This window comes from Exiguobacterium sp. AT1b (assembly GCF_000023045.1).
GTDB lineage: Bacteria > Bacillota > Bacilli > Exiguobacteriales > Exiguobacteriaceae > Exiguobacterium.
This window is the reverse complement of sequence record NC_012673.1, coordinates 408,980-430,930: the sequence shown is the minus strand read 5'-3', so window position 1 is coordinate 430,930 and position 21,951 is coordinate 408,980. Positions and strand designations below refer to the sequence as shown.

27 protein-coding genes are annotated in these 21,951 nt (G+C 48.7%); 19 read left to right on the top strand and 8 right to left on the bottom strand.

The features are described from left to right. Nucleotides 1–15 precede the first annotated feature (15 nt). Nucleotides 16–378 (top strand): Hpt domain-containing protein, encoded by a 363-nt coding sequence (locus EAT1B_RS02340; RefSeq protein ID WP_041917907.1) that lies wholly within the window; start codon nt 16–18, stop codon nt 376–378. Between the two features lie 35 nt (nt 379–413). Here the strand turns inward: EAT1B_RS02340 and EAT1B_RS02335 are convergent, their stop codons facing one another. Beyond that, nucleotides 414–1,295: a chemotaxis protein CheV gene (locus tag EAT1B_RS02335; protein WP_012726522.1), complete on the bottom strand. Its 882-nt coding sequence runs from the start codon at nt 1,293–1,295 to the stop codon at nt 414–416. Between the two features lie 222 nt (nt 1,296–1,517). Here EAT1B_RS02335 and EAT1B_RS02330 point away from each other — a divergent pair, with 222 nt between their 5' ends. The 9 genes from EAT1B_RS02330 (at nt 1,518) to EAT1B_RS02290 (ending at nt 9,814) form a co-directional block, all read left to right on the top strand. Further along, a complete protein-coding gene (locus EAT1B_RS02330) occupies nt 1,518–2,954 on the top strand; it encodes an NADP-dependent glyceraldehyde-3-phosphate dehydrogenase (RefSeq protein WP_012726521.1) in 1,437 nt (478 codons plus the stop codon). Between the two features lie 108 nt (nt 2,955–3,062). After that, a complete protein-coding gene (locus tag EAT1B_RS02325) occupies nt 3,063–4,037 on the top strand; it encodes an MBL fold metallo-hydrolase (RefSeq protein WP_012726520.1) in 975 nt (324 codons plus the stop codon). Continuing rightward, complete coding sequence (locus EAT1B_RS02320) at nt 4,034–4,777, top strand: SDR family oxidoreductase (RefSeq protein WP_012726519.1); 744 nt, start codon at nt 4,034–4,036, stop codon at nt 4,775–4,777. Before EAT1B_RS02325 ends, EAT1B_RS02320 begins: the two co-directional genes overlap by 4 nt. Before the next feature lie 16 nt (nt 4,778–4,793). Next, nucleotides 4,794–5,969, top strand: coding sequence for an ABC transporter substrate-binding protein (locus tag EAT1B_RS02315; RefSeq protein ID WP_012726518.1), 1,176 nt, complete (start codon nt 4,794–4,796; stop codon nt 5,967–5,969). Continuing rightward, nucleotides 5,956–6,729, top strand: coding sequence for an ABC transporter permease subunit (locus EAT1B_RS02310; protein ID WP_012726517.1), 774 nt, complete (start codon nt 5,956–5,958; stop codon nt 6,727–6,729). Before EAT1B_RS02315 ends, EAT1B_RS02310 begins: the two co-directional genes overlap by 14 nt. Next, nucleotides 6,726–7,433, top strand: a complete 708-nt coding sequence (locus tag EAT1B_RS02305; RefSeq protein ID WP_012726516.1) for an ABC transporter permease subunit — start codon at nt 6,726–6,728, stop codon at nt 7,431–7,433. Before EAT1B_RS02310 ends, EAT1B_RS02305 begins: the two co-directional genes overlap by 4 nt. Further along, nucleotides 7,430–8,308: an ABC transporter ATP-binding protein gene (locus tag EAT1B_RS02300; protein ID WP_012726515.1), complete on the top strand. Its 879-nt coding sequence runs from the start codon at nt 7,430–7,432 to the stop codon at nt 8,306–8,308. Before EAT1B_RS02305 ends, EAT1B_RS02300 begins: the two co-directional genes overlap by 4 nt. Before the next feature lies 1 nt (nt 8,309). Beyond that, nucleotides 8,310–8,891, top strand: a complete 582-nt coding sequence (locus tag EAT1B_RS02295; protein ID WP_012726514.1) for a CDP-alcohol phosphatidyltransferase family protein — start codon at nt 8,310–8,312, stop codon at nt 8,889–8,891. Then, nucleotides 8,888–9,814: an NAD(P)/FAD-dependent oxidoreductase gene (locus tag EAT1B_RS02290; protein WP_012726513.1), complete on the top strand. Its 927-nt coding sequence runs from the start codon at nt 8,888–8,890 to the stop codon at nt 9,812–9,814. The genes EAT1B_RS02295 and EAT1B_RS02290 overlap by 4 nt, the downstream gene beginning before the upstream one ends. Before the next feature lie 16 nt (nt 9,815–9,830). Here EAT1B_RS02290 and EAT1B_RS02285 read toward each other — a convergent pair whose 3' ends face one another. Beyond that, nucleotides 9,831–10,184, bottom strand: coding sequence for a hypothetical protein (locus tag EAT1B_RS02285; RefSeq protein WP_041917905.1), 354 nt, complete (start codon nt 10,182–10,184; stop codon nt 9,831–9,833). Between the two features lie 102 nt (nt 10,185–10,286). After that, a complete protein-coding gene (locus EAT1B_RS02280; RefSeq protein ID WP_012726511.1) occupies nt 10,287–10,601 on the bottom strand; it encodes a thioredoxin family protein in 315 nt (104 codons plus the stop codon). A gap of 123 nt (nt 10,602–10,724) precedes the next feature. On the opposite strand from EAT1B_RS02280, the gene EAT1B_RS02275 reads away from it, so the two are divergent. Further along, the gene (locus tag EAT1B_RS02275; protein ID WP_012726510.1) at nt 10,725–11,273 is read left to right on the top strand and encodes a PadR family transcriptional regulator; all 549 of its coding nucleotides are present in this window, start codon (nt 10,725–10,727) and stop codon (nt 11,271–11,273) included. Between the two features lie 5 nt (nt 11,274–11,278). Here EAT1B_RS02275 and EAT1B_RS02270 read toward each other — a convergent pair whose 3' ends face one another. After that, on the bottom strand, nt 11,279–12,109 hold the full coding sequence (locus EAT1B_RS02270; RefSeq protein ID WP_012726509.1) for an aldo/keto reductase: 831 nt from the start codon (nt 12,107–12,109) through the stop codon (nt 11,279–11,281). A gap of 72 nt (nt 12,110–12,181) precedes the next feature. Here EAT1B_RS02270 and EAT1B_RS02265 point away from each other — a divergent pair, with 72 nt between their 5' ends. Both EAT1B_RS02265 and EAT1B_RS02260 read left to right on the top strand, forming a co-directional pair. Beyond that, nucleotides 12,182–12,712: an NUDIX domain-containing protein gene (locus EAT1B_RS02265; protein ID WP_012726508.1), complete on the top strand. Its 531-nt coding sequence runs from the start codon at nt 12,182–12,184 to the stop codon at nt 12,710–12,712. A gap of 112 nt (nt 12,713–12,824) precedes the next feature. Beyond that, nucleotides 12,825–13,304 (top strand): Fur family transcriptional regulator, encoded by a 480-nt coding sequence (locus EAT1B_RS02260; RefSeq protein ID WP_012726507.1) that lies wholly within the window; start codon nt 12,825–12,827, stop codon nt 13,302–13,304. 73 nt (nt 13,305–13,377) lie between these two features. On the opposite strand, the gene EAT1B_RS02255 is transcribed toward EAT1B_RS02260, so the two are convergent. Genes EAT1B_RS02255 through EAT1B_RS02245 form a run of 3 tightly spaced genes read right to left on the bottom strand, consistent with a single transcriptional unit; the run spans nt 13,378 to nt 15,931 of the window. Then, nucleotides 13,378–13,758, bottom strand: coding sequence for a VOC family protein (locus EAT1B_RS02255; protein WP_012726506.1), 381 nt, complete (start codon nt 13,756–13,758; stop codon nt 13,378–13,380). Between the two features lie 11 nt (nt 13,759–13,769). Beyond that, a complete protein-coding gene (locus EAT1B_RS02250; protein WP_012726505.1) occupies nt 13,770–14,924 on the bottom strand; it encodes a sugar MFS transporter in 1,155 nt (384 codons plus the stop codon). Beyond that, nucleotides 14,921–15,931, bottom strand: a complete 1,011-nt coding sequence (locus tag EAT1B_RS02245; protein ID WP_012726504.1) for an ROK family protein — start codon at nt 15,929–15,931, stop codon at nt 14,921–14,923. The genes EAT1B_RS02250 and EAT1B_RS02245 overlap by 4 nt, the downstream gene beginning before the upstream one ends. A 226-nt stretch (nt 15,932–16,157) precedes the next feature. Here EAT1B_RS02245 and xerD point away from each other — a divergent pair, with 226 nt between their 5' ends. From xerD to EAT1B_RS02215, 6 genes are all read left to right on the top strand, one after another. Next, nucleotides 16,158–17,042 carry a site-specific tyrosine recombinase XerD gene (gene xerD, locus EAT1B_RS02240; protein ID WP_078147057.1) on the top strand — a complete coding sequence of 295 codons (885 nt, stop codon included), beginning with the start codon at nt 16,158–16,160 and terminating at the stop codon, nt 17,040–17,042. A 23-nt stretch (nt 17,043–17,065) separates the two neighbouring features. After that, the gene (gene deoB, locus EAT1B_RS02235; RefSeq protein WP_012726502.1) at nt 17,066–18,232 is read left to right on the top strand and encodes a phosphopentomutase; all 1,167 of its coding nucleotides are present in this window, start codon (nt 17,066–17,068) and stop codon (nt 18,230–18,232) included. A gap of 13 nt (nt 18,233–18,245) precedes the next feature. Then, entirely contained in the window at nt 18,246–19,055 is an 810-nt protein-coding gene (locus tag EAT1B_RS02230) for a purine-nucleoside phosphorylase (protein ID WP_012726501.1), read from the top strand. Between the two features lie 28 nt (nt 19,056–19,083). Continuing rightward, nucleotides 19,084–20,385, top strand: a complete 1,302-nt coding sequence (locus tag EAT1B_RS02225; RefSeq protein WP_012726500.1) for a pyrimidine-nucleoside phosphorylase — start codon at nt 19,084–19,086, stop codon at nt 20,383–20,385. 114 nt (nt 20,386–20,499) lie between these two features. Further along, complete coding sequence (locus EAT1B_RS02220) at nt 20,500–20,940, top strand: peptidylprolyl isomerase (protein WP_012726499.1); 441 nt, start codon at nt 20,500–20,502, stop codon at nt 20,938–20,940. 89 nt (nt 20,941–21,029) lie between these two features. Beyond that, nucleotides 21,030–21,386: an N-acetyltransferase GCN5 gene (locus tag EAT1B_RS02215; RefSeq protein ID WP_012726498.1), complete on the top strand. Its 357-nt coding sequence runs from the start codon at nt 21,030–21,032 to the stop codon at nt 21,384–21,386. A gap of 46 nt (nt 21,387–21,432) precedes the next feature. On the opposite strand, the gene EAT1B_RS02210 is transcribed toward EAT1B_RS02215, so the two are convergent. Further along, a complete protein-coding gene (locus tag EAT1B_RS02210; protein ID WP_012726497.1) occupies nt 21,433–21,915 on the bottom strand; it encodes a DUF309 domain-containing protein in 483 nt (160 codons plus the stop codon). Nucleotides 21,916–21,951 lie beyond the last annotated feature (36 nt).

Sequence of the window (21,951 nt, the reverse complement as noted above, 5' to 3'; positions counted from 1 at the left end):
GTTATATTGACTAGAATGCCCGAAGACGCTCTGTTCAATGAAGAAAAACTAGCAGAGCTCCACCAAATCGCAAACGGAAACATGGATTTTTTAAATAAAATTGCAACCACATATATCCAGCAGTTCGAGGCGAAGTATCCTGAACTGCAATCGGCAGTCGAGGCGAAAGACTATTCTCGTGTCGAGCAACTCGCCCATTTATTGAAAGGGGCCTCCTATTCAGTTGGTCTAGAACAGACGGCCCTTCTTTTCCACGACCTCGAAGTGGCTGGAGAAAACGCACATCTAGATGGAGCGACCGAAACATTGGCAACCATCGAATCGCATAGTAAGCGATTTTTAAGCGAGTGGAATACGCATTTCGAACAATTCACATAAAAAAGTTTGCGACGGAGATGTCGCAAACTTTTTTATTATCCTACAAATTCATCGAGCGTCGCAATCAACATTCCGATTTCTGGTTTCGTGATTTGAGCGTTCGCACCGACGGCTTCCCCTTTATGTTTCAAGTCATCCGAGATGAGTGACGAGAAGATGATGATTGGAAGTGTTGCATAGCGGTCCATCTCACGGAGTCGCTTCGTCAAATGAAGTCCATCCATCTGTGGCATCTCAATATCGGTGATGAGGAGGTCGCATTCGACGCCTTCTTGTTCAAACGCATCGAGTGCCTCTTTCCCGTTATTGAAGACTGTTGTATTGAAGTACCCCGCATCATCCAACGTATCGAGAATCAGTGTGCGGAGCATCTCTGAATCTTCAGCGATCCAAATATTTTTGTTCGAGCGCTCACGAGCACCGAGTCGCTTCACAGATTCGCGAGCCATGATGTCTTTACGTGACAATTCGAGCGCGATTCGCTCGTAGTCGAGCAAGATGATCATCTGGTCACCTGTTTTGACGACACCGTTCGTGATGCCTTGAACGCCACGTGCGAGATCGGACGGCGTGTCAATTTGCTCCCAAGAGATGCGTTTGATCTCGGTCACCTGGTCGACCCGAAGAACCGACTTCTCACCGTTGAACTCGCAGACAATCAAACGATCATCACTTCCGACTTCACGCGGATGGCTGATGACCATCGGAAGGTCGATCACGGTCATGACCTCACCGCGCAACTCGATTAACCCCATGATGGCTTCCGGTGTACCTGGGAGTGGCGTCAATGGAAGCATCGTGATAATTTCACGTACTTTCATGACATTGATGCCGAACAAGAACGGTCCAGCTTGGAAAATCACGATTTCAAGTTCGTTCGTTCCTGCTTCAAGTAAAATATTATGATCAGTGCTCAATGGTAGTCCCTCCTATTTCACGTACTCTCATCTTTACTATCGGTATCCGATCGATAAATCTACAGTAAAAATAGTGTCAACTCTCATCAGAATTCACAAAAAGTTTCATAGTAACCGTTTACATCTCATAAACTGAATCGTTATAGTTGTCCAATGGAAAAAAATCTGCATACAATGGGGTTGGCAACGAGATATTACAGCTTACTCAGGAGGCAGATAGAGATGATGAGTATGAACACATATCCATATTTATTGAATGGTCAATGGCAGGAATCTTCAAGCAATGAAACGATTGAACTCGTTTCACCATATAAAGACGAAGTCGTAGGTCGCGTTCAAGCGATGTCACGCGATGAAGTCGATGAAGCCATCCATGGCGCAAAACGTGCACAACAAGAATGGGCGGCGCTTCCGGTCAACAAGCGCGCTGAATTGTTGTACGCATGGGCAGAAAAACTCGAAGAACGCGTGGATGAGATTGGTCAAATCATCATGCAAGAAGTCGGGAAAAACTTGAACGACGCGAAGAAGGAAGTCGTGCGTACGGCGGAAATCATTCGTTATACGGCAGAAGAAGGGATTCGCTTCAATGGCGGCTTCATGCAAGGCGATTCATTCCCAGGTGGCTCGAAAAACAAGATGGCCATCATCAAGAAAGAAGCGCTTGGTGTCGTCCTCGCGATTTCACCATTTAACTACCCGGTAAACTTAGCAGCTGCTAAAATTGCGCCGGCGCTCGTCACAGGAAATGCGGTCGTTTTCAAACCAGCGACGCAAGGTGCGATCAGCGGGATCAAGATGGTCGAGGCCCTTCATGATGCAGGTCTTCCAAAAGGCCTCTTGAACCTCGTGACAGGTCGCGGTTCGGTCATCGGTGACTACTTGACTTCGCACCCAGGGATCGACATGATCACCTTCACAGGTGGAACGGGTACGGGTCAACACTTGTCACAACAAGCGTCAATGGTGCCGGTCGTACTCGAACTCGGTGGAAAAGACCCGGCCCTCGTCTTAGAGGATGCGGACTTGACGTTAGCTGCTGATCAAATTGTCAGCGGAGCGTTCTCATATTCAGGTCAACGTTGTACAGCAATCAAGCGTGTCTTCGTCCTTGAAGATCAAGCGGATGAGCTCGTCGATATGTTGAAAGAACGTGTCGCGAAACTTTCAGTCGGTTCACCGGAAGAGAACAGCTTCATCGTTCCTTTAGTTGATGCGAAGACGACGGATTACGTACAAGGACTGATTGACGACGCCGTCACTAAAAAAGCAACGGTCGTTTACGGCAATAAGCGTGAAGGAAACTTGCTTCACCCGACATTGCTTGATCACGTGACGACAGATATGCGTGTCGCATGGGAAGAACCGTTTGGACCGGTCCTCCCGGTCATCCGTGTAAAATCACTCGACGAGATGATCGCACTCACGAATGAATCGGAGTTCGGTCTTCAGGCGAGCGTCTTCACACAAAACGTCAATAGCGCCTTCACAGTCGCTGACAAGTTAGAAGTCGGAACGGTTCAAGTGAACGGACGAACAGAACGCGGACCAGACCACTTCCCATTCATCGGTGTGAAACAATCAGGACTCGGTGTTCAAGGAATCGGACGTAGCCTCGAGACGATGACACGTGATAAAGTAACGGTCATCAACCTATAATACGAATCATTCATGAGGGAGAGACATCTCCCTCTTTTTTGTTTGATTGAAAACGCATCTTTCAGACGGGTATAATGGAGAAAGACAGGAAGAAGGGGTGGTGATGACGTGGCAGACTGGATTTCAAGCCAATTGGCAAGACTCGATATTCCGACACCGTTCGAAGTCGGGAACGTGAACGTATATATCGTTGAACATATGAACCGCTTCTTCATGGTCGATTGTGGACCAGACACGGAAGAGGCGTGGATCTCGTTGAACCGTCAACTTGAAGAACTTGAACTTTCATTGGCGGATATCGACTTTTTATTCTTGACGCATCATCATGCGGATCATGCCGGACAAGCATGGCGTCTTCGCGACGCATCCATTCCTGTATACGGACATGAAAAGCTCGTTCGCTACTTAGAGCAAACCCCAAACTTTTTGAAGCGGGGCAACCACTTTTTACATGAATTGGCCGTCTCGTTCGGGGCACCGGCTCCACTCGTGGAAAAATTACCAGACTATCGCGAAGCGCTTCGCTGGATTGGACCGACGACTGTCACGATGACGTTCGATGACGGGCAAGCGTTGACGTCGGATGGGGCGTGGCAGACAATCCATCTGCCTGGACATGCGAGTGACCAGCTCGGCTTGATTGGTCCCGGAGGAGTCTTGATTGCCGGAGACCACCTCATCGACAAGGTCGAACCAAACCCCCTCATCGAACAACCATACGATGACGAAGGGTTCGCCTCACCCGTCATCCTCTATATCGATTCGCTTAAAAAATTACGTGGGATCGATTTAAAGCTCGTCGTCAGTGGACACGGTGAACCGATTCACCATCCGAATGATTTAATCGAGAGTCGGATTCGCCAACGGTATGAGCGCAGTGAACAATTGCTTGCCGAATGGGAAGATGGACTTAGCGTTTTTGATTGGTCAATGAAGTTATATGGAAGAAAGATGCGACGTGGGATGCCGCTCGTCTTCAGTGAAGTGTTTGCACGACTCAGTTTACTCGAGGAACGTGGCGACATCGAGAGACGTCGAGATGATCAAAAATGGATTTATACGAAGAAAGAAGTGATGTCGTGAAACGGGTAGTCATTACTGGTGCGTCAAGCGGGCTCGGTGCCGCATTGGCGCATTCTTTTTATGAACATGGATACAACGTATTATTGATTGGAAGAAATGAAGAACGGTTAAAAAAGATTGCCGCAACATGTGAAGGAGACTGGATGTGCGCGGATGTCGCGAAGTCAACCGCTCTCGTATACGATGTGACCGAGCGGTTCGGGAAATTTGACGTATGGGTCAACAATGCAGGCATGGCCGAATTTGATTTGGTGACCGATCAGTCGACGGAAGTGATGGAGGAAACGATGCGTGTGAACGCGGTCGCGCCGATGCTGTTATCGCGAGATGTCGCCCGCGTGCTGGAGCCCGAGGGCGTCATCGTCAACATATGTTCACAGGCGGCAAAAGTACCGACACCGAAGTCAGCCGTCTACGCAGGGTCGAAGGCGGCGCTATTGCAGTTCTCAAACGCGCTTAGACTAGAGTTAAAGCCCCGTGGCATTCACGTCATGACGGTCAATCCTGGACCGATTGCGACACCGTTCTTTGATCGAGCTGATAAAAGTGGTACATATGCTGAAAGTGTTCAAAGGATCATGCTTGACCCGAAACGGTTGGCCGATGCGATTGTCAGAGGAAGTCGTAAGCGAAAACGTGAAATCAATGCGCCGTGGTGGATGAATGTAGGTGCGAATGTGTACGCAATCTGCCCAACCATGTTCGAAAAGCTCGCAAAACGGGGATTTGAGAAAAAGTAAATAAAGGGGGAGAACGATGAAAAAATGGAGAGTACTGCTCGCAACTGTCATGCTCACATTCGTGGCAGCATGTGGGAGTGAACAGGCAGTTGAGTTTTCGGACTCGTTTGAAAAAGCAGCGACGACGGCAGAAGGGTCGACCGTCAACCTATATATGTGGGGTGGGGACGAGGGCATCAACAGCTACATCGATGACTACGTGGCACCTCGCCTCGAGGAAGTTTACAATGTCGAATTGAACCGTGTCGCGATGGATACGGCCGAGTTCATCCGACAATTATCACTCGATAAGAATGCGGACAGACAAGTCGGGACGATTGATGCCGTCTGGATCAATGGCGATAATTTCCGAAATGCGAAAGAAGCTGGTCTTCTTCGAGACGGACTGATGGAGCGTGTCCCGAACGCCGAGTTATTAAACGAAACGGCCCAACAATCAGATGCCGGCACCCCGACAGAGGACTTGGAGCTCGCATGGGGGAATGTACAATTCATCTTGCATTACGATGCAGCGAAAGTGGACAATCCTCCTCAATCGTTTGAGGAACTACGTCGCTGGACTGAAGACAATCCAGGTCGTTTCACGTATCCTGAAGTCACAGATTTCACGGGGAATGCCTTCGTCCGCCATCTATTATATGAACGATATGGTGACGAGTTGGACCAAAAAGCGACCATTGAGGATTCGTTCTGGGATGACTTGAAAGCGTGGTCTCCGAATTTGTGGAAAGACGGACAAACGTATCCAAAGACGCTCGAACAACTCGATCAGCTCTATGCATCAGGAGAAGTTTGGATGACGATGGGATTCAACGAGCGCCGAGCCGAGGCGGAAGTGACGGAAGGAATCTTCCCGAAAGAGACACGCGCGCTCGTCCTCGATCACTCCATTGCCTCGACACACTTCTTAGCAGTCCCGTTCAATGCCCCGAATCCAGATGGGGCGCTCGTTCTTCTCCAAGAACTGTTGTCTCCTGAAGCACAGCTCGTCAAACAAGGACCAGACTATTGGGGAGACGGAACATCACTCGACTTAACGAAGCTTGACGTGAATGACCAACGCGCGTTTGAAGAACTAGGGGAGGGTGTCACGTACCCGGACTCGGAGCAGTTGCTCGAACGTTCGATTCCGGATTATGGACCGAATGTGATTGACATCGTCCGCGAGGAGTGGCCGCGTGTTGCGAAGTAGTGTCGCGGTGACGATCATGGTGTCCCTTCTCCCGCTCGCTGCCCTCGTCTTTCTCGGCATAGAGGCAACGGGAACGGATTGGGGCTCGCTTCTGACAGATGAGACGTGGCGCGATAGTTTCGTCACGACGCTATATGTCGTTAGCGTGTCGACCATGTTATCGCTTGTGATCGGGACATGGCTTGCAAGAACGGTCGTCAAAAAAGATTGGCGTTTCCTATCATCTGTACTCCGACTTCCGATGTTTGTTCCTCACATCGCTGCTGCATATCTGTTTTGGCTATTGTTCAGTGGGACGAACGGCATCGGATGGATTGAGGCGAACGAACGAGACTATGTCACAGTCATCCTGACCTACATATGGAAGGAGACACCGTTCGTCTTTTTAATGATGCTCGGGACATATGAGCAATTGAATCGGGGTTACGTCGAAATGGCGAAGACGCTCCAACTCTCTCCGTTTGACCAGTTCAAACATGGGGAGTTGCCGTTTTTGATGAAACCATTACTCGATTCGGCATGGATTCTAGTCGCCTTTATCTCGTTCGCATACGAGGTTCCGGCATTGCTCGGCGTGACATACCCGAAACTCATCGGTGTCCTCGCATATGAACGACTGTCGACTGGACTCTATTTAGAGGCGACAGAGCCTTATGCGGTCGCCCTCATGTGGACATGTCTTGTCGGATTCGGTGTATTCCTATCTTACGTATTGACCGCATCCATACGACGACGAATTGAACGTGGGGTGAGACGATGATTCGACAGGGGCTTCTCATCTGTTTGACGTTCATCCCGTTTATCAGCCTCTTTTTCGTAGTCCCGACAATCGAAATCGAGAACAGTATGGCAATCGTTCATACGATCGGATTAATCGTGATTTTATCTGGGATCAACGTGTGGCTCGCGATGATGTGTGCGTGGTGGCTACTGTGGACAGATTCCAAATGGAAACATGTCATCGAATGGCTCGTCTTTTTACCATTGTTCATTCCGATGCTGGCCACATTGTTTGGCCTCTATCTGATCTTGGCGGAAGTTGGTCTGATTGGGACGTATGTCGGCGTCACCCTTGCTCTGCTCGTCGTGACGATTCCATACTCAATCCGCCTCGCCTACAACGGAATGGCGGTCATCGGTCGACCACTTTTGGAACAAGCTAGGATTCTGCCATCGAGACGGCGAGTCATCTACGTGTTGTATCCGCTCTTTTCTAGATTGATGCGGACCATCGCGTTGTTCACGACCGTCATTTTGCTCAGTCAATTCGCGCTGATTCAGTTGATTGGTGCAGGATTGATTCCGACCGTGACGACAGAACTGTATCAATCTTATGCGGGAAACAATCGTGGTCTCGCTCTCTCGAACACATGGATGCTCATCCTATTCCCTGTTCTCCTCTATTTCCTGCTCTCAGGATGGGATCGGTATATGGTGCGCATGCTGAAAGGACGTCTTCAATGAGTTTGAATGTACAAAATCTATGGAAACAATTTGGGACGAAACAAATACTAAATGGGGTCGACTTCGAGGTTAAACCTCACAACATTCACGCAATCGTCGGTGTGAGTGGTTCAGGGAAATCGACGATTCTACGAATCATCGCAGGTCTTGAGTCGACTGACAGCGGCGACGTGAAATGGAATCACCGTTCTTTAATCCCTATCCCTGCGCATAAACGGCGCGTGACGATGCTATCGCAAACGGCATTATTGTTCCCGCATTTGACAGTCGGAGAGAATGTCACGCTCGTGACCCGAGAACGTTCTCGTAAGCAGGCGGAGCATTGGTTACGAGTCGTTCAACTCGGTGATCGATATGATGCCGAGATACACGAACTGTCTGGTGGCGAACAGCAACGGGTCAGTCTTGCCCGAGCTTTAGCGGCTGAACCAGAACTACTGTTGTTAGATGAACCCTTTACGAACCTTGATCCGAAACTCAAGCTCGACTTGCAACGTTTTATCCGGGATTTAGTGAAAGAACTCAACCTGACGGCGGTATTGGTCACTCATGATCGGGAAGAAGCGATGCTCATGGCAGACCAGGTGACGCTGATTGAAGGGGGCAAGGTCACGCGTACAGGTACGATAGCGGATTTATACGATACCGCCCCTGGATTTGGTGACTTTGTCATGCTCGATGGAGAACTGCGACCGCTGTCTGAAGTGGAAGTATCCGAGACGACTGGTATATCGGTTCAGTTGATGAAGAAAATTTATCGATTCGGTCAATGTTTCGGAGAATATCAGTTCGAAGATGGGCGATCCGTCATGTTACCGACGCGTGAATCGTACCAAACTGGAATGATTTATCGCATTAAACGAAAGGAGGAATAATATGCTCGATACGTACGGAAGTCGTTACGTGCAACCCGTCATCGAACGAGGAGCGAATCGATTGCTCAAATGGAATTTCACGCCGAACGAAGTGACAGTACTAGGAGGCATTATCGGGATTTCGACCGGTATCTTTATCTATAATGATATGCACTGGACTGCCGTCATCTTACTGTGGCTATCTGGCTTGTTCGATGTATTAGATGGGACGATGGCTCGAAAATCGAAGACGAGTGGGTTTGGAACGGTGCTTGATCTCGTCCTGGACCGATTCGTCGAATTGTCGGTCGTGATTGCCCTCGCCCTTCGTTATCCAGAATATATGCCTATTTTTCTCATTCTGATTGCTTCATTTGTGATTGCCATGACACTGTTCCTAGCTGTCGGTGCGAGCAGTTCGAAGCGCTCAGAGAAGACGTTTTACTATCAGCCGGGAATTATCGAGCGAACAGAGTGCTTCATCTTGTTCACGTTGATGATTCTCTTTCCGAACTGGGTTGGCGGGATTGCGCTTATCTTTTTATTGCTTGAAGTCATGACGATCACACAACGATTCATTGAAGCGCGGAGAATTTTGCGATGAAGCCGAAGTTGGTGTTGGCCGGACTTGGGCACGGACAGCTCGAAATTCTCGATCGTATTGAAGAGATTTGCGAACAGTATGATGTTCGCTTCATTGGAGACTGTCAGACGATTTATACTGGCGCGTTTCCACAAGTGATTGCCGGGCTCATGGATTCAGCTTCGGTCCGATCACCTCAACTAGAACCGGTCGCAAAGCGGGTGCTCTCGATTGACCCGATTCAGCAGACGGTTCAGACGGAGAACGGAATGTTTGAATACGATCAACTCGTTCTAGCGACCGGTGCGAAAAGTAGGGGAATCGGCACGCCACTTAAACCGATGTCACAAGCTTTACTCGACCGAATCGAATCGAGTTCAAGAGTGACCATCGTCGGGGGTGGGAAGGCGGGCGTAGAATTGGCGTTCACGTGCGCTCGTACAAAGAATGTGACGCTGTATGCGAAAGAGATATTACCAGACGTCCCGGTCCATACTAGAAAGCACATCGAGCGGTTGTTAGTCAAAACAGGGGTCATGGTCGTCAAACAGGCGTTTCATGCAGACGCATCGGAAGGGCTCTTATTGGATGCGACGGGGGTCGTTCCCATGGAATGGTGGGCCGAATCAGGGCTTGCAAAACCTGAGAGATTTATAGAGACAGACGAATATTTGCGTCATCGTCAATTCACAAATATATATGTAACAGGCGATATGGCATCCTGCTTAAACGGTGGCGTCGATGCGGTTAGATCAGGGCGCTATGTCGGCAAACGGTTACTTAAGGAAACAAGCCGACTATTTCGGAGACGTCAATCGATGAATATCTTACTGACGACACCAGGTCACGCCTTGCTGACATATGGACGGTTTACATGGCATGGTCGGATTCCATATTATATGAAGCGCTCGATTGACTCGCGGTATGTTCGGCATTACAAGTAGTTGGGGGTTCGAACCGTTATTCGCTTAAAAGATGGCCAATCACTTCGTTCGATTTCGGTTCAACGAGTACTTGTGGAATCTCGACCGTGCGCTGTGAATCAGGCGGAAATGTGACGAGCCAGGCACGTGTTCCTTCAAAACGTGAATCAACTAAGTCATAACGATTATCGACTATGATGGATTGAATCGTAGCTTGTCTCCCGTTTTCATCGGTAGGTAGCCAATCCATATTGTTGAGATAGGTCACTGCACTTTTGATGATTGCCGTCTCGTCATCAGATTGTATGGATGGTGAGGTAGATGGTTGTATGCAGCCTACCAACATCATGATGGTGAAACAGAGTGGGGTGAAGAGGCGTATAAGCATCATGTTCATTCCCCTTTCTCATTTGGTTATTTCTTACAGTATAATTGAGGATGAAAGAGGCGTATACAAAAAAATCCTGCAGTCGATTGGGCTGCAGGATTCAGGTCATGCTTGAATCGTATCGAGGAATGAACGAATTTGCATCTCCGTCTTGGCGTTTGCCGAGTGGAGGTGTTCTTGTTTTACCCCGTCTTTATAGTATAGAAGTGAAGGGATGCCGCGAACTTCTTGTGCATCAGATAGCTCTGGGAGTTCGTCGCGGTCGACGACGTGCCAGTTAAATTGTGGATAGTCCTTGACGAGCTCATCGACATACATGTCCAGACGTTTACAGTCCGGGCACCATGATGTAGTGAAGACCACCATTCCGTGATCTTTTGTGGCTTCGTCAAATTGTTGTGATGAATGAATCGGTTGCATAGACAACTCTCCTTTCTTCTATCTATTTTGTCGGGTTTTTAACGGGTCGTCAACAGATTGGCATTCTCGAAACCGTTTGAGAATGTGATACACTAATAAAAATAGCATGAGAAGGAAAAGGTGATGGATATGGCGTTACGTCACGCATTGCTCGGGTTATTGACCCATCAGCCTGCGACCGGGTATGCCTTGAACGCTACGTTCAAGGCACAGATGATTCATTTTTGGAACGCCCATCATACACAGATTTATCGGGAACTGTTAAAGATGGAAGAAGAAGCACTCGTTTCGGTGGAACATGTCTCACAACAAGAGTTGCCAGACAAAAAAATCTACTCCATCACGGACCAAGGACGTGAGGAGTTAATCAATTGGTTACGTCAACCAACGTCGTTCCAACCGAAAATGAAGGATGAAAACCTCCTGCGGGTCAGTTTGCTTCAATTGTTGCCGGTTGAAGAAGCGGTCCGGTATATCGAAGAAACAAAGGCGCACCATGAGCAGGTCGCACAACAGATTCGATTATTTCAAGAAGAACATCAATCGGACGAAGATACACTCGGTTATTTACTGACTAGCGAATATGCGATCCGGATGATGGAGAACTATGCCGGATGGGCGGACTGGGCGATCGAACAGATTCAAGCACGCAACGAAAAACACGTGACCTGAGCGGATCAGGTCACGTGTTTTGTGTATGGATGGACCGGTAAACGAGCGAGTAGGCGATCAAGCACTTCATCATCGATTTCAGTTTCGAACGCGCGAATCGTCTCGTTCAATTGCTTGACTGAAGATGCACCGGGTAAGACGACGTCACAGAACCGACTTGCGGCTTCGAGTGCATAGGCTTGAATCGGTGTTGGCATCATCGCCAGTTCACTGGCGAGTTCCTCTTTTCGCCACGCCTCAAATCCCTTATCTCCAAGACGCGTCTCCCAATCATCCGTTAATAGGCCTTTGGCAAGAACGCCTCGGCCGACGATGGGGATTGAAACGTCGAGCGTCTCTGCCCGGCGGTCGAGTAGTGAATACGGCGTCATGAGAACATCGAGTGCACCGGATTTGACCCAATGGTTGATGACGTTCGGACGAATCGACGAGAGTCCGATTTGTCGAATCAGACCGTCTCGTTTTTGTTTTTGTGCCCATTCGATCGTTGCGTCGAGGTCATCCTCGAGCGTGCCGCCATGTATATAATATAGATCCAGATAATCGGTTTTCAATCGCTCGAGCGACCCGTGTAAGGCGTTCTCTAAATAAGACGGCTCAGGATTCCAACGCATACCATCCTCAGTCAGTTCATTCCCACCCTTACTCGCTAAAAATAGGTGTTGTCGTTCTTGACCTAACGTTTCCCCAATCACACGCTCGACAGCTTGTCGCGCATAGACGTCTGCCGTATCGATATGGCGAATCCCCGATTGAATAGCTGCATCTAAGATATTCTTCGCCTCTTTTTCCCCGTGTTTCAAAATCGTCATCGTTCCGAGTCCGAGTTCACTCATTTGGATTCCTCCTTGTTCGAAATGTAGGTTTGACTCATAATCAGAGTATATCGAAAAGTGAGGAGTAATCATATGGAAGAAAAAACGATTGAGCGGGAAGTCATTTATCAAGGTAAAATCTTCGATGTGGAAAAGCATGTCGTTTCCCTTCCGAACGGAAACACGTCCGTACGTGAACTCGTCTATCATAACGGAGCCGTCGCGGTACTCGTCATCGATGAATCGGACAACATCGTCATGGTGGAGCAGTACCGAAAAGCCTTTGAATCGATGTCGCTTGAGATCCCTGCCGGTAAGTTGGAAAAAGGGGAAGAGCCGTTGGCGAGTGCTGAGCGCGAACTCGAAGAAGAGACAGGTTATACGGCGGAATCGCTTGAAAAGATTTTTTCTTTCTACGGCGCACCTGGGTTCTGCAGTGAGCGGGTCGATGTATATGTCGCAAAAGGGTTATCTGCCGGTGAGATGAATTTAGACGAAGATGAATTTTTAAATGTGAAACGATACTCATTTGATGAAGCGGTCGATTTACTGGACCGAGGCATCATTACCGACGCCAAGACAATTATGGCAATCCAATGGTGGCAATTGTCTAGATTGAAATAATTCTAATCTAGGTACTTATATGATAAACTTACATAGTAATGATTTTAAATTGAAAATTGAGTAAAACTTCGGTATGCTTTCAGTAGTGAACTATGTAAAGAGGGGGCGCCTTATGGAAACGCGAATTGAACGAATTAAACAGCAATTGAGCGCCAAAGGATATAAATTAACACCACAACGTGAATCGACGGTACGAATCTTACTTGAGAATGAGAGTGACCATCTGAGTGCGGAGAACGTCTTCATGCTCGTGAAAAGCATCGCACCAGAAATTGGACTCGCAACGGTTTATCGCACATTAGAATTATTGACAGAGCTCGGCGTGGTCGATAAAGTCAACTTCGGTGACGGAGTTGCACGATTTGACTTACGTCCTGAAGGGGCGAATCATTCGCACCACCATCTCGTCTGCGTCGAATGCGGCTCGGTCGAGGAAATCATGGAAGACTTGCTCGTCGATGTTGAGAAAAAAGTCGAGAGCAAATATGAATTTTTGATTAAAGACCATCGCTTGACGTTTCACGGGATTTGTAAAGTATGCCAAGCAAAAGGCGTCACGCTCGAAGGTCATAAAGCAGTCATCAACGGTTAATGTAGAAAGGACAGACGACCCCAACAGGTCATCTGTCCTTTTTCAATGTGTGATAGATCGCTTAGGAATCTACTTAGATTGTCAATTCGATGATGTTGCCTTCTGGGTCGAGGATGACGCTTTCGTAATAACCATCACCGGTCGTCCGTGGACCGTCGATGTGTGTGTATCCATCGAGCTGAAAGCGTTCCGTCAAGGCATCTACCGCTTGTTTACTCTCGAGCGAGAAGGCGAGATGAGCATATCCGGTCGCTTCTCTCGGATTCCTTTCAAGTTTAGGTCTGTGCATCAGCTCGAGGCGGCAACGCGAACCTCGAAATGTTAAAAAGTACGATTCGAACTGTTTCTTCTCGTTTTCATATTTAGCATTGGACTGTGCATCAAAATAGATTTCGTAAAACCTGCGCATGTTTTCGATGTCGTCTACCCACAGGGCGACATGTTCGATTCTCATATAGAATCCTCCTATGATGTTCGTCTAATCATTTGATTCAGCCGTTCTGTATTGAAGAGCATGCCAGCCATAATCAGGATGATCACAAGTGGTAAAAAACGGAGTGACGTCACAGATACAATCAATCCGAATAACGGGGGGAGAAACGTACTCCCTGAGTAGGCGAATGCCATTTGAAAACCCATCAAACGTTTCGATTGTGCCGAACCGAATCGATTCGGCGTTTCGTGAAGCATGCTCGGATAAATCGGAGCCAATCCAAAGCCAATCAGCATCAAGCCGACGAGCATCGTTCCGGAAATTGGGATGAAGAAGAGGATGCTTCCGACAAGGGCGAGTATTTGTCCCATCCGAATCATTTGTTTGTTCGAGAAACGGAACGAGAGGAACCCGCTCACGAACCGTCCGATTGTGATACTGCCGTAGTAGATGGACACCCATGCTGCAGCCGTCGCGATGGAGAACTGTTTCATCTGTACGAGATAACTGCTCGTCCATAACCCAATTAACGCTTCGACCCCACAATAAAGTAGAAATGTGGCCAATGCATAGGACACCCCGCTCGGTAGCTTGCGATCGAGTGTCGTGACGGCTGTTTCTTGGGGATGTGAAGTGGGATCCTCTTTCTGTTTCCAAAGCGGGAAAGACAACCACAATATGAGAGCTAAACTGAACTGAACGGCGGCGATGATCAAATAGCCGTCACGCCATCCATCCTCCGTCAATACACCCGCCATGACGAGTGGTCCCCCGGTCGCGCCGATTCCCCAAAAGCAGTGTAGCCAGTTCATATGATGTGCTTCGTAATGTTCGGCAACGTAATGATTCAGAGCGGCATCGACGGCACCGGCACCTAGACCGAGTGGGATGGCAAATACGAATAGCCAACCGATTGAAGGAGCAGAGTAGAATCCGAACAGACAGAGCGCTGTGAGTAATGTCGAACCGAACGTGACTTGTTTCGTGTCAAAACGTTCCAATAGTTTACCGCTCAGTAGACTCGAAAGAATCGTTCCACCAGCAATCGTCATGAAAATCCATCCGACCATCGATACGGGTGCGGAGAATTCTTTATGCATAAGTGGCCACCCGACACCGATGAGGGCATCCGGAAGACCGAGGCTGATAAACGCGAGATAGATCACGGCCAATAATACAATCGTCATACGTCACCTCGCGGAATCGTTTCGAGCATCAATTCAATGCCGAGTCGAGCCAGCCCGAAAAAGTAATCTTCTTCCCATTCTCCGATTTGAAGACGAGGAATGTGACGAGAGGGAAGATATCGATCGCATGCGCGGCTGATGTGAGATAAATCGTCTAGAACGAGGTCGACATCTGAAAAGATGAAGGTGTGTGGGTTGAGTGTCGCAGCAAATGTAGCGACGAGCCGTCCCAATGCATCGATTTCTTCTTTTCTCAGAAGGTGTGGTCCATAAGGTTTATTTTTTATGCGGTCATAAAATGATGCATCGTTATAAAGCGGAAGAAATGAAACTTCACCACTGAATCCGGATTGTCCCCGAGCGACATGTCCATCGAGCAAGATGCCAGCACCCGGACCATTCTTTCCGAGGCCGAGATAGACGATGGACTGATGTGTTGTGGTCTCATCTCGTATGGAAAATCCATAAACGGCGGCATTCATATCATTTTCAATGACGACCGGAAGTCCAGTTCGTTCCATCAACCAGTTCTTCAAATCTAAATGCGCCAGTGATGGATATTCTGGGGCGAAAACAATTCGACCCGTATCGACTGCAGCGGCGACACCGACAGAGATGGCACCGATTTTTATTGTGTGCTCATCGAATGTATCGACGAGTTTGCCTAACGTTTCTAAATGCGTGCCTTTGACTAATGTTACACCTTCTTCAAGAATCTGAGTTTGACAGTCAATTAAGCGATAGTGAATCTCGCTCGCTTCGATGTATAGGGTTAGGCAATGACGAAAAGTGGGATTGTACCCATAACTTTTTGCGGGCCTACCTCCTTTTGAGGCATGTTGACCGTGTTCGATGACTTCACCGTATTCGATCATGTCATCGATTATCTTCTTGACGGTAGGGAATGAAACGTGCGTGACCATACTCAACTCGGAAATTGTCGATACGTTGTGTAGGACGATCTGCTTTCGAATGTCGACTAGTAATTCATGCTGTGGATCTTTCATCACGATTGAACTCCCATCTACTTTTTAAAATATTTTAATAAGTTGCTTGTAGTATATCGCTTCTCATTTGAACATGCCAGAAAAATAAGAAATTTGAGATGTATTTTTGTCACGTGAACGTTCACAAAAAAGTGAATAAAAAATGAGGTCAGACATCTTCACAACAGTTTACATAAGTGATATGCTGTAAGCGTATTCAGGTGAAACGAGGAAGGAGGAGGGTATGATGCGTTCGCATATCGAGTCATTTCTTCAATATATGACAGTTGAAAAGCGGATGTCCGCGAATACGAGACAGGCGTATGCGAGCGATTTGACGCAGTACGCATCGACCTTGACCCAACTTGGGGTAGAAGAGTGGAATGAGGTGACACGTTCGCATATCGTCAAACATATCGAAGAGCTGTCGCAAGCGGGGCGAGCCTCGTCTTCATTGAGACGAGCAGTCAGTTCAATCCGGATGTTCCATCATCATCTAAAAATGACCGGAGTCACGACGACTGATCCGTCACTTTACCTAGAATCTCCAAAAGCAGAAAAGCAACTTCCGGACACGTGGTCACAAACGGAAGTCGAGCGACTGTTGGACAGCGTCCCGACGTCGGACCCGCTCTCACTACGAGACCGGGCTATGCTGGAGTTGCTTTACGGGACGGGGATGCGGGTCAGTGAACTTTTAGGTTTGGATTTGGATGATTTGCAGTTCGAATTGGGGTATCTACAATGTGAAGGGAAAGGCGAGCGCGCACGAATCATCCCGGTATCCTCGGTCGCCCAAAGTTTCGTCGAGCGTTACATCCAACAAGCTCGTAACGGACTTGGCGGTAGAGAGACCGAAGCGCTCTTTTTAAACGGCCGAGGAGGACGGCTCAGTCGTCAAGGATTTTGGAAGATGATCAAACGACGAGCCAAACTTGCTGGAATTGAAAAAGAGATCACACCTCACGTACTCCGTCATTCCTTTGCGACACACCTTCTCGAGAACGGTGCGGATTTACGCGCCATTCAACAGATGCTCGGTCATGCGGATTTAGCGACGACGCAAGTGTATACACACGTCAACAAATCGCGTCTACATGATGTGTATCGTAAGCATCACCCTCGTGCCTAGACACCGAAAAGGAGGAATTTTTTGTGAAGAAGTTTAAACGTATTTTCTTAGTCGTCATGGACTCGGTCGGGATCGGTGAAGCACCAGATGCCGAACAGTTCGGTGACAAAGGGGCCGACACGCTCGGGCATATCGCGCGTGAACATAACGGATTGAACATGCCGAACATGGGTAAACTCGGACTTTCGAACATCAAGCCGATTCAAGGCATCGATGCATCGGACGCACCGAGTGCGTATGGTCGCATGGAAGAAATCTCAGCTGGTAAGGATACGATGACGGGCCATTGGGAAATCATGGGACTCCATATCGATACACCATTCCGCGTGTTTGAGGAGTTTCCAGATGATTTGATTCACCGTCTTGAAGAGTTCAGCGGACGTAAAATCATCGGAAACAAACCGGCGTCCGGAACAGAAATCTTGGACGAACTCGGTGAAGAGCATGTCAAGACGGGCGCCCTCATCGTTTATACATCTGCCGACTCGGTTCTTCAAATCGCAGCACACGAAGAGATTGTGCCGATTGATGAATTGTATCGCATCTGCGAATACGCACGTGAAATCACACGTGAAGACCCGTACATGCTCGGACGAATCATTGCTCGCCCGTTCCTTGGGACACCAGGAGCATGGGTCCGTACGGCGAACCGTCACGACTACGCACTGAAACCATTCGGCAAGACCGTCATGAACACGCTCGAGGAAGCTGGGAAAGACGTCATCGCATTAGGGAAGATCAGCGATATTTACGATGGTGAAGGCGTGACAAAAGCGGTCCGCACGAAATCGAACATGGACGGCATGGACAAATTGGTCGAGTCGCTCGAGGAAGACTTCGAAGGACTCTGCTTCTTGAACTTGGTCGACTTCGACGCGTTGTTCGGTCATCGCCGTGACCCGGAAGGTTATGCGGTCGCGCTTGAAGAGTACGACGCTCGCCTACCGGAAGTGATGGAGCGTCTTCGTGAAGATGACCTGCTCATCATCACGGCTGATCACGGAAATGATCCTGTTCATGCTGGGACAGACCACACGCGTGAATACGTTCCGCTCATCGTTCATCACAACGGAGCGAAGGCAGTCGATTTGGGTATTCGCGGAACATTCGCGGACATCGGGGCGACGGTCGCTGACAACTTTGACGTCGCGGCACCATCACACGGAAAGAGTTTCTTAAACGAAATTTGAGGAGGCAATATTCATGGTAAATTGGAACGAAACAAAAGCGTTTTTGCAGGAGCGTATGGGCAGTACACCAGAAATCGGACTCATTCTCGGGTCAGGACTCGGAGTCCTCGCGGACGAGATTGAGAACCCGGTCGCCATTCCATATGAGGAGATCCCGCACTTCCCGGTATCGACAGTTGAAGGACATGCGGGGCAACTCGTGTTCGGTGAGCTCGAAGGGAAACGGGTCGTCGCCATGCAAGGACGGTTCCACTTCTATGAAGGATACTCGATGGAACAAGTGACGTTCCCTGTACGTGTCCTCAAGCTGATTGGTGTCGAGACTCTCATCGTCACGAACGCGGCAGGCGCATGTAACGAGTCATTCAACCCAGGCGACTTGATGATCATCACAGATCATATCAACTTCTTCGGTACGAGCCCGCTCATCGGGAAGAACGCGAGTGAATTCGGAACACGTTTCCCTGACATGTCAGAAGCGTACGATAAAGAGCTCGTGAAATTGACAGAACGTGTCGCGTCAGACCTTGGACTTTCTGTACAAAAAGGGGTTTACTTCGGAAACACAGGTCCTACGTACGAAACACCGGCTGAAGTCAAAATGGCCCGTCTTCTCGGGGGAGACGTTGTCGGGATGTCGACTGTTCCAGAAGTCATCGTCGCGCGTCATTCGGATATGCGCGTCCTCGGGATTTCGTGTGTCTCGAACATGGCAGCAGGCATCTTAGATCAACCACTCAACCATGAAGAAGTCATCGAAACGACAGAGCGCGTTCGTCAAGACTTCCTCTCTCTCGTACGTGGCACGATTAAAAGCATGTAAGTAACTTAATTTTAGGAGGACGACAGTTATGCGTATGGTCGATTTGATTTTAAAGAAACGTAACGGTGGAGAATTGAACGAAGAGGAGATTCGCTTCGTTGTCGAAGGTTTCACGAACGAATCAATCCCTGACTATCAAATGTCAGCCTTATCGATGGCCATCTATTTTAACGGGATGACTGAAAACGAGACGGCTGCCTTGACGATGGAAATGGTAAAGTCGGGAGATACGATCGATCTTTCCAATATCGAAGGGAAAAAAGTCGACAAGCACTCAACGGGCGGCGTCGGTGACAAGATCAGCTTGATCGTGGCACCACTCGTCGCTTCAATCGGCATCCCTGTCGCGAAGATGAGTGGTCGCGGTCTCGGTCACACAGGTGGTACGATCGATAAGCTCGAATCATTCCCAGGGTTCAACGTAGAATTGACGGAAGAGCAGTTCACGAAACAAGTAAACGATATCAAGATGTCGATCATCGGGCAGACAGGGAACTTGACGCCTGCGGATAAGCGCTTGTACGCGCTTCGCGACGTCACGGCTACGGTTGAGTCGATTCCGCTCATCGCAAGTTCAATCATGTCGAAGAAGATTGCAGCTGGAGCGGATAGTATCGTTCTTGACGTCAAGACAGGTTCTGGTGCGTTCATGAAATCGTTTGATGATGCGAAAGCCCTCGCCGAAGAAATGGTCGCAATCGGGAAAAATGTCGGCCGTAAGACGGTCGCGGTCATCACGGACATGGACCAACCACTCGGTTTTGAAATCGGGAACGCGAACGAAGTGAAAGAAGCGATTGAAGTCCTCTCAGGTAAAGAAGTCGAAGATTTGAAAACAATCGCGCTCACGATCGCTGGACATATGGCTGTCCTCGGTGAGTTTTATCCGACGTTTGAAGAGGCGTATGCCGACCTTGAGAAGCGCATTGCCGATGGACACGCCCTCGAGGTGTTCCGCAAGTTCGTCGAAGCACAAGGTGGCGACGCATCACTCGTCGATGATGTGACGAAATTACCACAAGCTTCATATGAGACGACATTTGTCGCAAAAGAAGCAGGTTATGTCGAGTCGATCATCGCAGACGAAGTGGGTGTTGCGGCGATGCTTCTCGGTGCAGGACGCGCGACGAAAGAAGACAAAATCGATTTCGCGGCAGGCATCACGCTTGAGAAGAAAGTCGGCGACCGTGTCGAGGCAGGCGATGTGATCGCGGTACTCCGTTCGAACATCGAAGACATGTCTTCAGCCATCGAGCGTTTAGACCATGCGTATACGATCGGTGCAACGAAACCAGAGGCACGTCCACTCGTTCACGCAGTGATTCAATAAGGCAGAACGTCTGTTTCCACAAAAAAGTGGAGACAGACGTGTTTTTTTGATAAGATGGGTAATGTGAGTGTCAAACAGCAGGATACATATTATGAAAAAGGGGTTGCTTGAAACATGAAAAAAGGTTCTATGAAACTTGAAAATGGCGAAATGATTGAATTTGATTTATTCCACGGTGAAGCACCGATTACGGTCGAAAACTTCGAAAAACTTGCGAACAGTGGGTTTTACAACGGATTGACGTTCCACCGTGTCATCCCTGGCTTCGTTAGCCAAGGTGGTTGCCCACAAGGAACTGGAATGGGCGGTGCAGGCTATACGATTCCTTGTGAGACATCGACATCGTTCCCGCACAAACATGAAGCGGGTTCACTTTCAATGGCCCACGCAGGTCGTAACACAGGGTCTTCACAGTTCTTCATCGTCCATGAGCCACAACCGCATTTGGATGGTGTCCATACGGTATTCGGTAAAGTGACATCTGGTCTTGAGCATGCCGTCAAACTTCGTCAAGGTACGAAGATGGCAGAAGTGAAGGTTTGGGACGAGAATTGATTTTTGCCTGAAGGGTATGGCACAATGAACCATGTCTCTCACGTGTTCACGTCGTGAAACTTGAATGACAAAAGGTGGTGAACCCAGCGATGCTGGTCAAATATAAACGTTCTTATGAAAAGACGGCGATGGGTCTACTCGCATTCTCATGCAGTGACAAATCTCCGCTAAGCTTGCTTGAACTCGTCCGATCGTATGACGAGGAGGAGTCGAAGTTCCTCTATTTGTGGAAAGTCGGTGAAGACTTCGTTGGTATCATTGGTATGGAGCAACAAGGGACGACAATGGTCATCGACCATATCGCCTTGTCGCCATCATTCCGTGGCGAGAAACGTTCTTACGAGCTTTTAGACGAGGTGAGAAACGTCCTTCCACTTGATTTGACGCTAACCGGTACAGGCAAGACGGGCGATTTATTGGAAAAATGGAACCAATTAGTCGTCTGATGACAAAACCCCCGCAATCTTGGACTGCGGGGGTTTTGCATGTACTTCAATAAGGGCTGGCGGAATTCCTCGTTCGTTGACGTTCTAAAAGTGCCAACTCCCGTTCCGTGATGACCTCACTCCGGTCACGGTGCAGATGCTTGTGGACCAATTGCTCGAACGACAGGTCCGTCGATGGGAACGTCGGTTTTAGTGATTCGACCGTGTCACGAACATCCTGTTGTAATGGGAGCTTCGTGTGTAACGGCCATTCATCAAGCTGTGCGACGAAGGAGTCGACATCAAGACCGAGCTCATGTAAATAGGGGGAAGCGATGTCGATCTTTCGGCGTAAGAGTCGCAAGCTCTTTTTCGCGCCGATGAGATTGTCTCGTCGTAAATGATAGTGGATGACGGCGTATTGGATGAGTGCCGCATAGCCGTGATGACGACGTCCGTCTGCCTGCCACGCCTCTTCTAATACCTCATGACATTCGAAATAATCGGCATGACATTCAAAGAGCAACGTATAATGAATAAAAGGGGTCATGAATCAATTTTCTCCTTTCGTGTCCACGGTGTTATA